Source organism: Sphingomonas sp. BL2, assembly GCF_056680015.1.
Map to the genome: position 1 here is coordinate 393,118 of NZ_CM155261.1, position 14,793 is coordinate 407,910.

Annotated in this window: 7 protein-coding genes; 1 reads left to right on the forward strand and 6 read right to left on the reverse strand. The window is 65.3% G+C overall.

Annotation, left to right across the window (positions count from 1 at the left end; translation table 11 throughout):
• Positions 1–33: 33 nt before the first annotated feature.
• The 6 genes from AC1ME3_RS01745 to AC1ME3_RS01770 form a co-directional block, all read right to left on the reverse strand.
• Positions 34–2,361, reverse strand: coding sequence for a GH92 family glycosyl hydrolase (locus AC1ME3_RS01745; RefSeq protein ID WP_480954590.1), 2,328 nt, complete (start codon positions 2,359–2,361; stop codon positions 34–36).
• A 21-nt stretch (positions 2,362–2,382) separates the two neighbouring features.
• Positions 2,383–3,828, reverse strand: coding sequence for a glycoside hydrolase family 125 protein (locus tag AC1ME3_RS01750; RefSeq protein ID WP_480954591.1), 1,446 nt, complete (start codon positions 3,826–3,828; stop codon positions 2,383–2,385).
• Between the two features lie 14 nt (positions 3,829–3,842).
• A complete protein-coding gene (locus tag AC1ME3_RS01755; protein ID WP_480955886.1) occupies positions 3,843–6,104 on the reverse strand; it encodes a GH92 family glycosyl hydrolase in 2,262 nt (753 codons plus the stop codon).
• 125 nt (positions 6,105–6,229) lie between these two features.
• Positions 6,230–7,324: a glycoside hydrolase family 43 protein gene (locus tag AC1ME3_RS01760; protein ID WP_480954592.1), complete on the reverse strand. Its 1,095-nt coding sequence runs from the start codon at positions 7,322–7,324 to the stop codon at positions 6,230–6,232.
• Positions 7,325–7,407: 83 nt separating this feature from the next.
• Positions 7,408–10,479, reverse strand: a complete 3,072-nt coding sequence (locus AC1ME3_RS01765; RefSeq protein WP_480954593.1) for a TonB-dependent receptor — start codon at positions 10,477–10,479, stop codon at positions 7,408–7,410.
• A 369-nt stretch (positions 10,480–10,848) separates the two neighbouring features.
• Positions 10,849–12,048, reverse strand: coding sequence for an ROK family transcriptional regulator (locus AC1ME3_RS01770; RefSeq protein ID WP_480954594.1), 1,200 nt, complete (start codon positions 12,046–12,048; stop codon positions 10,849–10,851).
• A 360-nt stretch (positions 12,049–12,408) separates the two neighbouring features.
• Here AC1ME3_RS01770 and AC1ME3_RS01775 point away from each other — a divergent pair, with 360 nt between their 5' ends.
• Entirely contained in the window at positions 12,409–14,754 is a 2,346-nt protein-coding gene (locus AC1ME3_RS01775; protein ID WP_480954595.1) for a GH92 family glycosyl hydrolase, read from the forward strand.
• Positions 14,755–14,793 lie beyond the last annotated feature (39 nt).

The window sequence follows — 14,793 nt, forward strand, 5'->3', positions numbered from 1 at the left end:
CTCGGGAACGTCGTTCCCGAGGCGTCTTTTTATCTATCGCCGCTTAGGCTCGAACGACGGCGGGCGGTCGGCCTTGGCCGTGCCGAACGACGACGGCTTCGGTCCCATCGTGAATTCCAGTTCGCCACCGCGCGCGATGTCAGCGTGGGCGATCCAGTTCCGTGACCAGGGCTTGCCGTTCCAGCGGACCGACTGGACATAGGGGCTGGCCGGCGCGTTGCCCTTCGCGACGACGCGCAACGTGCGTCCCTGGCCGAGATCGACCTGTGCCGTGTCGAACAGCGGCGAGCCGAAGACATAAACTCCGCTGACCGGGTCGACCGGGTAGAAGCCGAGCGCCGACAGGATGAACCACGCGCTCATCTGGCCGCAATCGTCGTTGCCGATGACGCCGTCTGGCTCGGCCTTGTACATCTCGGTCAGCAGGCGACGGACCATCGCCTGCGTCTTCCACGGCGCGCCCGCATAGGCGTAGAGATAGGCGGCGTGCTGGTCCGGCTCGTTGCCGTGCGCATATTGCCCGACCAGCCCGGTGATGTCGGGCGGCGCATTCTTGGGGAGCGTCGACGGCGCGGTGAACAGCGCATCGAGCTTCGTCACGAACCCCGCATCGCCGCCAAACAAACCGATCAGGCCATAGACGTCGTGCTGGTTGAGGAACGTCGCCTGCCACCCGTTCGCCTCGGTATAGTCGCGCTGTTTCTCGGGATTGTGGCCAAGTTGGATCGGATCGTAATCGGCCCACCAGCTGCCATCGGCGAAGCGCGGCCGGGCGAAGCCGATCCTGGGGTCGATGACGTTGCGGTAGTTGAGGCTGCGCTTGCGCAGTGCGGCGGCGTCGGCCTTAGCGCCAGCCGCGTCGGCGAGCACCGCCATCGCCCAGTCGTCATAGGCATATTCCTGCGTGCGGCTGACCGACTCCCAGGTCTTGTCCGCAGGCACGAAACCGAGGTCGTAATAGAAGCCGCGGCCAAGCGTGCTGTCGACGTCCGGAAAGCTGCGATCGAACGCACGGCTGCGGATCTGCGGCCACGCCGCGGCGTAATCCGCCTTGATCCCCTTGGCGCAGGCTTCGGCGAGCACCGACACCGAATGCCAGCCGATCATGCACGCGGTCTCGACGCCCTGCAGCGGCCAAACCGGCGATCCGGTCGGGCTCTGCACGGTCTGGCGGACGAGGTCCCGCGTGAACTGCGCCGCCTTGTCGGGCTGGACGAGGGTCAATAGCGGATGCAGCGCGCGGTAGGTGTCCCACATCGAATAGGTGCTGAACGCGGGTTCGGCGGCGGTCGTCTGGTGCACCTTGCGGTCGAGCCCGACATAGCGGCCGTCGCGGTCGGTGAAGAGCGTTGGCGACAGGAACGCGTGGTACAGCGCGCTTGCCATGATCGTGCGCTGTTCGGGCGTGCCGCCATCGACGCGGACGCGGTCGAGTTCGGCCTGCCACGTGCGCGCCGCCGAGCGCCGCAGCGCGTCGAACTGCCACCCTGCCGCCTCGCCGTCGAGCGCAGCCTTGGCGCCGGCGACGTCGACCGCGGAGATGCCGGTCTTGATCAGGATCGGCGCGCCGCCCGCCTGGTCGAAGAACAACGCGACCTTCAGGCGGTTGCCGGTGACGCCCTTAGCGCCCGCGGGTGCAGCCGCGTCGTCGTCGCCGAAGAACTGGACGCGGTCGGGTTTGCGCGAGAGCTGGATCGCGAAATGGATGCGCCGGCCCTTCGCCCAGCGGTGGACGCGGCGGCTGCCCGTCAGCATCCCGTCGGGGGAGATTGCCAGCGATGCCTCGTCGATCAACGTCCCCTTGTCCCAGACATCGAGGATCATGTGCGCGAAGTCGACCAGTATGTGCCCCGGCCCTTGCGGGAAGCTGTAGCGGTGGTGGCCGGTCCGCTCCGTCACGGTCAGTTCCGCGAGCACGCCCGATTCGAGCTTCACGCGGTAATAGCCGGGTTCTGCTAGCTCGTCGGTAAAACGCTGGCGATACCCCTGTTCGGGTTTGCCGAGCGCGCCGGGTTTCAGCTGCAACGGTCCGCGCGTCGGCACGACCAGCACGTCGAGCATGTCGCCGATCCCGGTGCCCGACAGATGCGTGTGACTGAAGCCCATGATCGAGCCATCGTCCTGGTGATAGCCCGAGCACGCGTCCCAGCGGCTGTTGTCGGTGTCGGGGCCAAGCTGGACCATCCCGAACGGCAGCGATGGACCGGGATAGGTATGGCCGTGCCCGCCGGTACCGACGAACAGGTCTGGCTTGCCCGCGACCGGCGCCTGCGCGGCCGCGGCATTGGTGACGGGCAACGCGGCGGCGAGGCCCGCGAGCCCGGTGCCGGCGAGCACCTGGCGGCGGTTGGCGGTGGTCATGTGTATCTCCCGGAATTCATATCAGTAGCGGGCGGCCAGCAAGGCAGGCTTGCGGCGCTCGAGGTCGAGGATCAGCTCGCCGAACAATCCATTGGCCCAGGCGAACCAGCTGCGCGTGAACTTGGCCGGATCGTCCTTGTGGAAGGATTCGTGCATGAACCCCGTGCCGCCGTGCGTGGTCTTCAGCCATGCGAGGCACTGGCGGATCACGGAGTCGTCGTCGCTGTTCAACGCGTGCGTGATGATCGACATCGGCCAGATCATGTCGAGCCCGATATGCGGGCCGCCGATCCCGCGCGCGGCGGTGCCGGTGAAGAAATACGGGTTGCGATCGCTCCACGCGAGCGCGGCGGTGCGGCGGAACAGCGGGTCGCTGCGATCCGCCGCGCCGAGCAGCGGCAGGCCCGACAGGCTCGGCACGTTGGCGTCGTCCATGAAGATCGCGTTGCCGAAGCCATCGACCTCATACGCCCAGACCTCGCCGCCCTGCCCGTCCGGCATCCTGCCATGCTTGCGCAACGCCGCCTCGACCTCGGTCGCCAGCGCCTCGCTGTCGGTCGCGCCCGCCATATCGCCGCGCGCCTCGCGCTGGACCGTCGCCAGCATGCGCAACGCCGACACCGCGAACAGGTTCGACGGGATCAGGAACGGATAGAGGCACGCATCGTCCGACGGGCGGAACATCGAATGGATCAGGCCGACCTTCCGCGTCGGGGCGCCGTAGCCCTCGAACATCAGCGTCTCGGTCGGCGAGACGTTCAGGCGCTGGAAATGATACGGGCCCTTGCCGTCCTTGCGCTGCTGTTCGCGGAAAGTCGCGACCGCGCGGCGCATCGCCTTCGCCCACAGATCGTCGAACGGCGTCTTGTCGCGCGTCGCGGTCCAATAGCCGTGCGCGAGCCGCAACGGGTAGCAGAGCGAATCGATCTCCCACTTCCGCTCGGCGACGCCCGGCTTCATGTCGGTCTGGTCGGTCCGCGCGCCGAGGTTCGACTTGGCGGTCGGATCCTCCATGAACGCGTTGGCATAAGGGTCGATCAGGATGCACCGCGCCTGCCGCGCGATCAGCCCGGTGAAGACACGGCGCAGGCCGGCATCCTTCGGCGCGAGGTGCACATAGGTCTGCATCTGCGCCGAACTGTCGCGCAGCCACAGCGCCTCGATATCGCCGGTGATGACGAACGCGTCAGGCTTGCCCCCGGGTTTGCCATCGACCGTGCCGATCTTGACCGTGGTGTCGAGCGTGTTGGGATAGCAATTCTCGAACAGCCAGGCGAGTTCGGGGTCGGCGATCTTCGCCTTCACGCGCGCGATCTCGGCCTCGACCGCGGGGCTGACGAAGCGGCGCTGGCCGCGTGGCGGTCGCTTGCTCACGCGTGGTGCGGCGGCGGCGGCGGCGCGCGGCACGCTCGCGGTGACGGCCAACGCGGCGGCACCCGTCATGACGTCGCGTCGACGAAGGCGCATTCCGGTCTCCATGGTCAACGTCCCGCCACCGGTGCGCTCATTGAGAACGGCGCATCCGCCTTTGCCGATCCCCAGGCGGTGTTCGGCGTCGGCCCCATCACGAACCGCAGCGTGCCGCCCTGCTGCAACGCCGCGCGCGTCAGCCAGGGCTTGTCGTGCGGGGTGCCGTTGAAGCTCGCCGACTGGATGTAGACATTGCCGGGGCCGTTGTTCGCCGCCTCGATCGTCAGGATCTTGCCGCCCGGCATCGTCAGCTTCACGGTCTGGAACAGCGGGCTGCCGATCGCATATTGCCCGACCGCAGGCGTGACCGGGTAGAAGCCGAGCGCGGAGAACACGTACCATGCCGAGGTCTGGCCGTTGTCCTCGTCACCGGGATAGCCGTCGGGCGCGGGCGAGTAGAGCTTCTTCATCACGTCGCGGACGTGATATTGCGTCTTCCACGGTGCGCCCGCCCAGTCGTAGAGATAGGTCATGTGCTGGATCGGCTGGTTGCCGTGCGCATATTGCCCCATGTCGACGATCTGCATCTCGCGGATCTCGTGGATGGTCTGCCCGTAATAGCTGTCGTCGAAGATCGGCGGCGTGGTGAAGATCGAATCGAGCCGCTTCACGAACGCTTCGCGCCCACCCATCAGGTCGGCCAGCCCCTGCACGTCCTGCATCACCGACCAGCTGTAATGCAGCGCATTGCCCTCGGTGAAGGCATCGCCCCATTTGTACGGGCTGAACGGCGTCGACCAGCTGCCGTTCTTGTTACGACCGCGCATCCAGCCGCTCTGCGTGTCGTAGAGCTTACGGTAATTCTGCGCGCGGGTGGCGTAGAGCTTCGCATCCTCGGTCTTGCCGAGTGCCGCCGCAAGCCGCGAGATCGAGAAGTCCGCGGTGGCGTATTCGAGCGTACGCGCGGCATTCTCGTTGATGCCGACGTCATAGGGCACATAGCCGAGGCGGTTGTAGTATTCGACGCCCTCGCGCCCGACCGCGCCGACGACCTTGCCCTTCTTGTCGACCGGGCGGCCCTGCGATGTCGTCGCGTTCTTAACCATTGCCTCGTACAAGGTCTCGACGTCGAACCCACGCACGCCGTTCAGATACGCGTCGGCGATCAGGTTCGCCGAGTTCGATCCGATCATCACGTCGCGGTGGCCGGGGCTGGCCCATTCGGACAGCCAGCCGGACTCCTTGTAGGTGTTGACCAGCCCCTGCATGATCTCGCTGTCGCGCTCGGGATACATCAGCGCGAAGAATGGGAAGACCGCGCGCCACGTGTCCCAGAAACCGTTGTCGGTATAGAGGAAGCCCGGGTGCACCTTGCCGTCATACGGGCTGTAGTGGACGGTCTGGCCCTTGGCATCGACCTCGTGGAACATCCGCGGGAACTGCAGCATGCGGTACAGCGCGGAATAGAAGATGCGGCGGTTGTCGAGGTTGGGATCGGTAACCTGGACGCGGTCGAACTCGCGCTGCCAGATCGCCTTCGCCTTGGTCTTGGTCTGCTCGAACCCGTCGCCGCCGATCTCGCCGCGCAGATTGCGCTCGGCTTGTTCCAGGCTGATGAACGACGACGCGACCTTGACGCCGACCTGCTCGCCCTTGCGCGTCTTGAAGCTGACGACCGCGCCGACATGATCGCCCTCGCGGGTCGGCGTCGCGCTGACCTGGCCCTTGCCGTCCCAGGTCTGGCTGACGGTGAAGTCGTGGTCGAATTCGGCGACGAAGTAATTGTGGAAATTGTCCGGCACGCCGCCGTGGTTGTTGCGGACATAGCCGGTGATGCGCCGCTTGACCTTGTCGATCGAGACCATTGAGCCGCCGGCATAGCCGTCGAGGATGATGTGCGCGTCGTTGCTCTGCGGGAAGGTGAATCGGAACTGCGCGGCGCGGTTGGTCGGCGCGACCTCCGCGGTCACGTCGTAATCGGCGAGATAGACCTTGTAGCTGTACGGCCGACTGTCCTCCGCCTTGTGGCTGTACCAGGACGCGCGCTCGTCCTCCTTCACCTTCAGCGCACCGGTCGTCGCCATCAGCGAGAACGCAGCGTAGTCGTTCATCCAGGGACTGGGCTGGTGCGTCTGCTTGATGCCGTTGATCTTGTTCGCGTCATAGGTGTAGCCCCAGCCGCTGTTGGTCTTGCCGGTGACCGGCGTCCAGAAGTTCATCCCCCACGGCACAGCCACCGCGGGATAGGTATTGCCATAGGACAAGGTGTAGTCGGAATCGGTCCCCATCAGCGGGTTGACCAGATCGACCGAAGGCTGGTCTTGCGGCTGCATCGCGCCGTTGGCCGACGCGGCGGCCGTCGGAGCCCTAGTCTGGGCCAGTGTCGGCGCGGGCGCGACGAGAGCGAGCGACGCGACCGCCGCTACCGTGCCGCGCAAATTGGCGATCACCCTGTTTCTCACATCGCTCTCCCTGAATTTCGTGTCGGCTTCTGCACGCCGATCGGTCGCGGCTTCACGCCCGCATCGGTCATCACCACCGGCTCGATCCGACCATCGGCGGCAAAGACCATCCTGTCGATCGCGATCTGGCGGTGTTCGCCGCGATCGGTGTCGAGCGGGCGGCGGTGATACGCGATGTACCAGTCGTCGGTACCCGGCACGTTGACCACCGAGTGATGCCCCGCCCCGCGCGCGATGCGCAGGTCCTGTGACAGGATCTTGCCGCGCGGCGTGAACGGACCGGTCGGTCCCGGCCCGGTCGCATAGGCGACGCTATAGTCCGGACCGGTCCAGCCGCCCTCCGACCACATCAGGTAATAGACGCCCTTGCGCTCGATCATGAACGAGCCCTCGACATAGCCGGGTGGCGTCACTTCCTTGTAGGTCGAGCCATCGGCGAACGGCAGGATGCGCTTGAGGTCGGGGCTGAGCCGGACGACGTTGCAATGCTTCCAGCCGCCGTAGAACAGATAGACCTGGCCATCGTGATCGCGAAACGCGAACGGGTCGATCGGTTGCGCGCCGTTGTGGAACGCGCCGACCAGCGGCTTGCCGATCGCGTCCTTGAACGGACCACCGGGCCGCTCGCTCACCGCGAGGCCGATCCCGCCAACCTCCGCATCGCTCTGGATGTCGTTCGCGCTGAAGAACATGTAATAGCGCCCGTTCGCCTGAATCACCGATGGCGCCCAGATCGCATAGGCCGCCCAGGCGGCGTTCCGCACGTCGAACACGTGGCCATGCTTGGTCCAGTGCACCAGGTCGGGTGACGAGAACGCATTGAAGAAGGTCTGCATGCCGTAGGACGGACGCACCGTCTTGCGTTGCCGCGCTAATTTCTGCGCGGCTGAGAAACGACTGGTGACGTCGGGCTTGCCGTAGTGATCCGAATAGGTCGGATAGATCCAGTAGCGGCCGGCGAACACGCGGATCTCGGGGTCGGCATACCAGCCGGGAACGATCGGGTTCGACGCACTCGCCAACCCGCACATCATCAGCGCCGACGCGGTCAGCGCGATCCGAACCCCGCGCCGTCCGCGCGTTTCGCCCACATGCGGTGACGCGACGCTGCGAGAAAAGGGAGGGTAGCGCCGCGAAGGCGCCACCCGAGAGACAAGCCGATCAAACCAGGTCATCAGAAGTTGAACGACACGCCGACATAGGCCCGCCGCCCGAAGTAATTCCGGTAGGTGAAGCGGTCCTTCGTATCGTTGCCGAGATGGCGGCTTTCCTCGGCCTTGGTGAGGTTGATCACCGAGGCGGTGAGGTTCAACCGGTCGGTCAGCGCATAGGCCGCGTTGAGATCGACTTGCGCATAGGGATCGGTGTATTCGTTCAGGCCCGACTGCAACCCGCCGACGACTTCGCCGCGCCGGTTGTACGAGGCGCGCATCAGCACCTTGCCGTGCTCATAGAAGACCGACGCGTTGACCTGCGTCTTGGCGCTGCCGACCAACGCGGACAAGCCGACCTTCCGCCCGTCGAGCGTCACGTCCGCCACCGAGGTGTCGTTGTAGGTGAAGTTGACCTGCGCGCCGAGACCGAACGACAGCGTGTGCTGCGCGTACAGCTCGACACCCTGCGAGCGTGCGTTCGACCCGTTTGCGACCGTCGAATACGGCTGGATCAGCTGCTGCGTTCCGTTGACGTCGCGGGTGACGTTGAGCACCAACGGCACCACGAAGTCCGACACGTCCTTGCGGAAGAAGGTCGCGCCGAGCACCGAACCGCGGTGGAAATACCATTCGATGCCGAGATCATATTGCCACGCCGAGAACGGGTTCAGGTCCGAATTGCCGCCGCTGCCCGACCAGCCGGCAAACTCGCCGAACTGGCCACGATCGAACGCATAGGCGTCCGAGCGGAACGTCAACGACCGCTGCGACCCCAGATTCTCGAACGATGGTCGGGCGATCACCTTCGCGACGGCGCCGCGAACGAGGAGACCAGGCGTGACTTCGTACGATACGTTGAAGCTCGGCAGCCAGTCCGTGTACGTCTTCGACTGGTCGGCACGCGTGTTGACGATCGTCTCGCGCACGCTGAGCGGCAGCACCTGGCAGTTGCCATCGGGGCCGAGCGGACGGTTGGGATCGGCCGCCCCGCCGGGGCCGTTGACGCAATAGTCGTTGAGATATTGCAGTCGGTCGGAGGTATTGCCCGACTGTTTCGTGTTCGCCATGCGGAGGCCGACGTTACCGCGAAGACCACCGGTCCCGAAGTTCACCTGCGCGTAACCGGCGAAGACCCGCTCCCCCAGCGCATAGACGAAGTCGGGTTCGTACACCCGCACCGCCTGGCCGTAGGTCGAATTCAGATACTTCAGATATTCGTCGAAATTGATGCCCGGCACGACGTTCGCGTTGAAGCCGCCGTTGATGTTGCCGATCTGGTTCGCATAAAAGAATTCAGGCCGCGCGACGGCGCCAGCGGCAGTATCCTGATAACGGAGCAACGTCGCCGGATCGGCATACCAGTCATTGCGGCCGGTCTCGCGGCCGATCTTCAGGTCGCGCCACTTGCCGCCGATCTGCACCGACTTCAGGAACCCGTCGAACCGCCTTGTCAGGTCGAGCTGCGCATAACGCTGGCCGAGATCGCTGTTGACGAAGCTCGAGTTGGTCGAGCCCACGTCGATCTGCGCGATCCCGTTGCGGATGTTGTTCTGCAGTTCGGGCGAGAACTCGAAATTGGCGATGCCGTCAGAGATGTTCCAGTTGCTCACCAGATTGCCGTTCTGCTCCCGGCCGGGCGTCGTCAGGCGGGGCTTGGCGGCAACGCTGAAGCGCACCGAAGGGCCACCGCTCGACTTGGTCTTGCCCAGTTTCAGGACGGCGTCGAAGCGATCCTGGCTATATTTGACCTCGGTCTCGAAGGTGTTCGAAACCTGTTTCTCGCGACTGTACGTGCCGGCGATCTGCGGCGTCTCCATCGTGCACGGGGTCGGGCGCGCGAGGCAGCCCGTTCCCGCCGCCGGTACCGCGAAATTGGCCGACTGGAAGATCGTGCCGCTCTTGTCGAACGTCGCGCCGGTGAAGAAATTGTCGTAACCCCATTCCGGGATCTTCAACACGTTAGAGGTAAAGTTGCTGCTATAGCCGAACCGGAAATAGTTCGCGGTGACCGTGACCGACTCGAACGGCTTGAACTGTGCGGTCGCCTGGATCCCGTACCGCTCGCGCTCCTGGTCGAAGACTTCGGCGTTGACCGACTGCGGTGCCCAATAGCCCGAATAATGCGTGCCATCGCGCGCGGTCGTGCCCTGGCCCGGCCAGTAGGAAATCGCGTCGTTATTCTCGAATGTCTTGCCGTTGACGTCGGTCGCTGGCTTCCGGACGTTGCCCTGTGCGTCGCGGTCACTCCACCACAGCCAGCTCTCGGACGAACTACGCAGCTCGCGGTTGGTGCGCTTCTGCCAGACGCCGCCGACCAGCAGGCCGAACGTCTCCTCCTTGTTCTTCCAAGACACCTGCCCGCCAAGCTGCGGTTCGTACTTCTCGGTCGTGTCCGAATACGTACCCTCGGCGGAGACGAAGCCCGACCACGCCGGCACGTCGAACGGCCGCCGCGTGTTGAGGATGATCGTGCCGCCGACGCCGCCCTCTTCGAGCCGCGCTTCGGGCGACTTATAGACCTCGGTACTGGCGATGAAGGTCGACGGCAGCAGGACGTAGTTGAACGATCGCTGCGGCTCGCCACTGTCGGCGCCGGCCAGAAAATTGCCGTTGAGCAAGGTGAGCGTCAGGCCCGACTGAAGGCCGCGGATACTGACGCGGCTACCTTCGCCGCCGTCGCGGGTGATGACCACGCCCGGCACGCGCTGCAACGCATCGGCGACGTTCTTGTCGGGAAACTTGCCGACGTCTTCGGCGGTGATGACGTCGACGAACGCGTTCGCCTCGCGCTTCTGGGTAAGGCTCTTCTCGATCGAGCGCCGATACCCGGTAACGACGATGTCGCCAGTGTCCTGCGCCGACCCATCTGGCTGTGTCGCGCCCGCGGCTTGCCCGGACTCCGCCGTAGCAGTCGAGGCGGGCTGCGCCTGGTCGGACGGCGTCGCGCTCTGGGGAGGCATAGCGGAAGGCGCGGCCTGTTGAGCCTGCGCGGCACCGGCCAACGCAGCAGTAAGACTGACCGTGGCCAACAGGAACGACAACGGACGATGGCGACGCGCCACGATCGAGCATGATTCTATGCTTGCGGTCATCAGACTTTCCTCTTCCTCGTGAGGATGCCTGCGCCCCCTCACTTACCCCTGCGAATAGCGCGCCTGCCCCCGTTTTCGGTTGGGCTGTCCGGTTGCATCGGATCCTGTCGGCGTGCAGTCTCGACCCGTCTATTTGCCAATTGTAAAAGCAAATTGTCAAATAGATTGTTGCGCTAGTTTTGGACCGTTGCGGACGTAACTCGGCGAATACCCTTTGATGCGCCGATAGTCTGGGGGAAGACACCGCGAGGATTCACGCCTGCCGTCGCGTATTCGTACGTAAACGAGGACAACAGCCCGCACTCCGGAACGCCAAGCGCACAGAGGCCTCACATGCCAAGGTAGCGGTACCGAAACCGATTACCGGCGTCAGTCGGCTGCCGCGCCGGAATCCTTCCAGAGCGCAGCGGCCTTGGGCAGCAGGAAATGACTGAACGGCAGGATCGCCGCACCGACCGCCGGCGCATCCTCCGACAGCGCGGCACGGCGGACCGGCGCGATCGCGGGCGCATCGGTCGCGTCCCGGATCAACGCGTTGACGCGCTCCGCGACCCGTTCAACCAACCGGCTCGGCAGGCGCCCGCCGATCAGGATTACCGCCGGATCGATCAGGCAGTTGATCGCGTCGAGGGGCGTGCAGAGCGTGTGCGCCGCCCTCTCGACCCATTCCTCCAGGCAAAGCTCGACATCCGGCGCCCAATCGGCCTGATGCAGAACCTGCCCGATGTCGAAACCTGAATTCGCCAGATGCTCGGCGAGTCCGGATAGCGATACCAGTTTCTGCACGGTCTCGCGTCCCCGCTTGCCGCCGCCGGCCGCCATGAACCCCAGCTCGCCGCTGCGCCCGTGCGTGCCGCGAACATACGCGCCATCCGCAACGAAGCCGCCGCCCAGCCCCGACGACACGAGGATGTAGAAGAAACTGCTGTAATTCTGTCCGAAGCCTAGCTGCATCTCGCCCATCGCGGCGGCGGCGGCATCGTTCTCGACGAACACCGGCAGCGACAGCGGCTTGTCGAACAGCGTCGCCATGTCAATCCCGTCCCACGCCGCATAGGCGGCCGGACGGCCCGGCATCGCGACCAGCGCGAGGTCGTCGGGTCGCGCCACGCCGATGCCGACCAGCTTGGCGGGATCGACCTTCGCGCTTTTCAGCATCTGGCGTACCGAGCGCCGAAAGAGATCGCGGACGTCGTCGGGCAGCGCAAAGCTGATCTCGATCGACTTGCGCGCGAGGATCTGCGCGAGGAAATCGACCAGCACGATCGTGATGTGGTCGCGGTCGATATTGACGCCGATCGAATAGCACGCGTCGGCCCGGACGACGAGCTTGGTCGGCGGCTGGCCGCGCCCGCCGCGGCGCTGGCCCGCCTCCTCGATCATCCCTTCCTGCAACAGCCGCCGCGTGATGTTGGCGATCGCCGGCCCGGTCAGCCCGGTGATCCTCGCAAGGTCGATCCGCGTCAGCGATCCGCCGAGGCGAATGGCATGCAGCGTCACGCGCTGGTTGTGGTCGGCGGCGCGCTCGAGGTTGGTTCCCGACAGACGCGGCGGCGTTTGAAGAGTCATGCGGACCGATCATCCAGGCTGGAGAACAGAAGACGAAGCCGTACTGCGCTGCAACATAGCGACGTCAGCGTTGGCGACGAAGTGATCCCGCGATTGCGAAGGCTTGGCAAGCGCACACTATTGGCGTTCAGTGAACGCATGGCACATCGGCCCGGTCTGAAGACCATCTTCCGCATCCCCCCGCTTCCAAACTGTTCGTTTGAATTATCCAATTTGATGTTCTAATCCACTTCTGCGGTTGCGCAAGAGCTGGCGATGAAGCCAGTCTGGCACCCGAACGAATAGAGGGGACGCGCGCGATATGGTTCACCTGGCACCCGGCAAGCTCCCCGCCTATTTCCCTCCGAACGGGTGACCTCGATGTCCATCTTCACACGATCGTGCCTCGCGGGTGCACTGTTCACCACGATCCTCGCCGGCACCGCCTTCGCGCAGGATATCGCCAAACCGAGCGATGCGGTCGATCCGTTCATCGGCACGGGCGGCGAAGGGCACACCTTCCCCGGCGCGGTCGCGCCGTTCGGCATGGTCCAGTTGTCGCCGGACACCGATACCTCCTGCGTGATCCGTACCTGCTACGGCCATGCTGCCGGCTATCGCTACGACGATCCGACGATCGAGGGGTTCAGCCACACGCATTTCTCGGGCGCGGGACATTCCGATCTCGGCGACATCCTCGTCATGCCGGTATCGGGCGACGCCGTGTCGATGGACCCCGGCACGCCCGCCGCACCCGGCTATCGCTCGCGCTTTTCCCACGCCAGCGAAGTCGCCAAGCCTGGCTATTATGCCGTTACGCTCGACGGGCCCGGCGTACGCGCGGAGATGACGGCGGGCACCCGGATCGGCGTGCATCGCTACAGCTTCCCGAAGGGCAAGGCCGCGCACCTCGTCGTCGATCTCCGGTCGTCACTCTATAATTACCCCGGCAAGATCCTGTGGTCGGGGCTGCACCTGCGCGACGACGGCGTGCTCACCGGCTTCCGCGAGACACGCGGCTGGGCGCCCGGGCGAAAGCTCTACTTCGCGATGCGGTTCTCCGCGCCGCTGGTCGGCCACGCGCTCGTCAACCGCGAGAAGGATATCCCGTACAAGGGGTTCCAGGGCCCAGGCCGCGGCAGTGATGCGCTCGCGGAAAAGCTCGGCCAAGCGCTGGAGGCGCGGCTGGATTTCGGCCCGCTCGACGTTCCGCTAGAAGTGAAGGTCGGGATCTCCGGTGTCGACGAAGCCGGTGCGCTCGCCAACCTCGACAGCGAACCCGGCGGTTTCGACACCGTGCGCGCCAGGACGCAGGGCGACTGGGATACCGCACTCGGCGCCGTCAAGTTCGAGGCGCCCGCACCGATGCGCCGCATCTTCGCGACTGCGCTTTACCACAGCCTGCTCGCCCCCAGCGTGTGGAGCGACAGCGACGGGCGTTACCGGGGACCCGACGACCAGGTGCATCAGGCCGATGGCTTCACCGTCCGATCGACCTTTTCCCTCTGGGACACGTTCCGCGCCGAACACCCGCTACTGACGCTGATCCAGCCCGAGAAGACCAATAGCGACATCGTCCGCTCGCTGATCGCCAGTCAGCAACACAGCCCCGATAACATCCTTCCGGTCTGGCAATTCGCCGGGCGCGAGACGTGGACGATGATCGGCTATCACGCCGTCCCCGTCATCGCCGACGCGTATATGAAGGGCATTCGCGGCTTCGACGCGGACGCCGCGTTGCAGGCGATGGTCGCGAGCGCCGACCACGCCTCCTACGGCGGGCTCGGCGAGTATATCCGGCGCGGCTACGTCCCGATCGACAAGGAGCCGGAGGCCGCGTCGAAGACCGTCGAATACGCCTATGACGACTGGACGATCGCGCGGATGGCGCGGCGGATGGGCAAGACCGCGATCGCCGAGCGGTTCGAGAAGCGCGCGGGCAACTGGCGCAACAGCTTCGATGCGAAGTCCGGCTGGCTGCGCGCAAGGCTCGCGAACGGCGCGTTCCGCACGCCCTTCGATCCGACCGCGATCAACTACGGCTCCGATTATACCGAGGGCAATGCGTGGCAATATAGCTGGTTCGTGCCGCAGGATCAGGCGGGCTTGTTCCGTCTACTCGGCGGCGACGCGAAGACCGTCAGGAAACTCGACGCGATGTTCGACTTCGACAATTCGAAGGTCGATTACAGCCACGCGGAGGATATCGCCGGGCTGATCGGCCAATATATCCACGGCAACGAACCGAGCCACCACGTCGCCTATCTCTACAATTACGCCGGCGCACCGTGGCGGACGCAGGAGCGGCTCGGCCAGATCGTGCGGAGCCAATATGGCGCCAAACCGGAGGGGCTGAGCGGCAACGACGATCTCGGCCAGATGTCCGCATGGCTCGTCTTCACCGCGCTCGGCTTCTACCCGGTCGCGCCGGGATCGAACGAATATGTCATCGGCCGCCCGTTCCTGTCACAGGCGACGCTCGCGCTCCCGGGCGGCAAGCAGTTCGCGATCCGGACGGACAATCTGTCGGACGCCAACCCCTATATCCGCTCGGTCACGCTCAACGGCACGCCCCTCACCCGCAGCTATCTGCGCGACGATGAGATCCGCCAGGGCGGCGAGCTTCGCTTCGTGATGGCCGCGAAACCGAACAAACTCTGGGGCAAGGGCGCGAAGGCCCGGCCGTTCTCGTCCTCGACCGCGCCGTCGACCATGCCGCGCCACTAAAGTCTGTCAGACCGATTGCCCCCGCGCCCCGGTTGCGCC

Excerpts from the sequence above, each read along its gene's own strand:
- AC1ME3_RS01770 (WP_480954594.1), bottom strand. The coding sequence starts at position 12,048 with ATGACTCTTCAAACGCCGCCGCGTCTGTCGGGAACCAACCTCGAGCGC.
- AC1ME3_RS01755 (WP_480955886.1), bottom strand. The coding sequence starts at position 6,104 with ATGCAGCCGCAAGACCAGCCTTCGGTCGATCTGGTCAACCCGCTGATG.
- AC1ME3_RS01750 (WP_480954591.1), bottom strand. The coding sequence starts at position 3,828 with ATGCGCCTTCGTCGACGCGACGTCATGACGGGTGCCGCCGCGTTGGCC.
- AC1ME3_RS01765 (WP_480954593.1), bottom strand. The coding sequence starts at position 10,479 with ATGACCGCAAGCATAGAATCATGCTCGATCGTGGCGCGTCGCCATCGT.
- AC1ME3_RS01775 (WP_480954595.1), top strand. The coding sequence starts at position 12,409 with ATGTCCATCTTCACACGATCGTGCCTCGCGGGTGCACTGTTCACCACG.
- AC1ME3_RS01745 (WP_480954590.1), bottom strand. The coding sequence starts at position 2,361 with ATGACCACCGCCAACCGCCGCCAGGTGCTCGCCGGCACCGGGCTCGCG.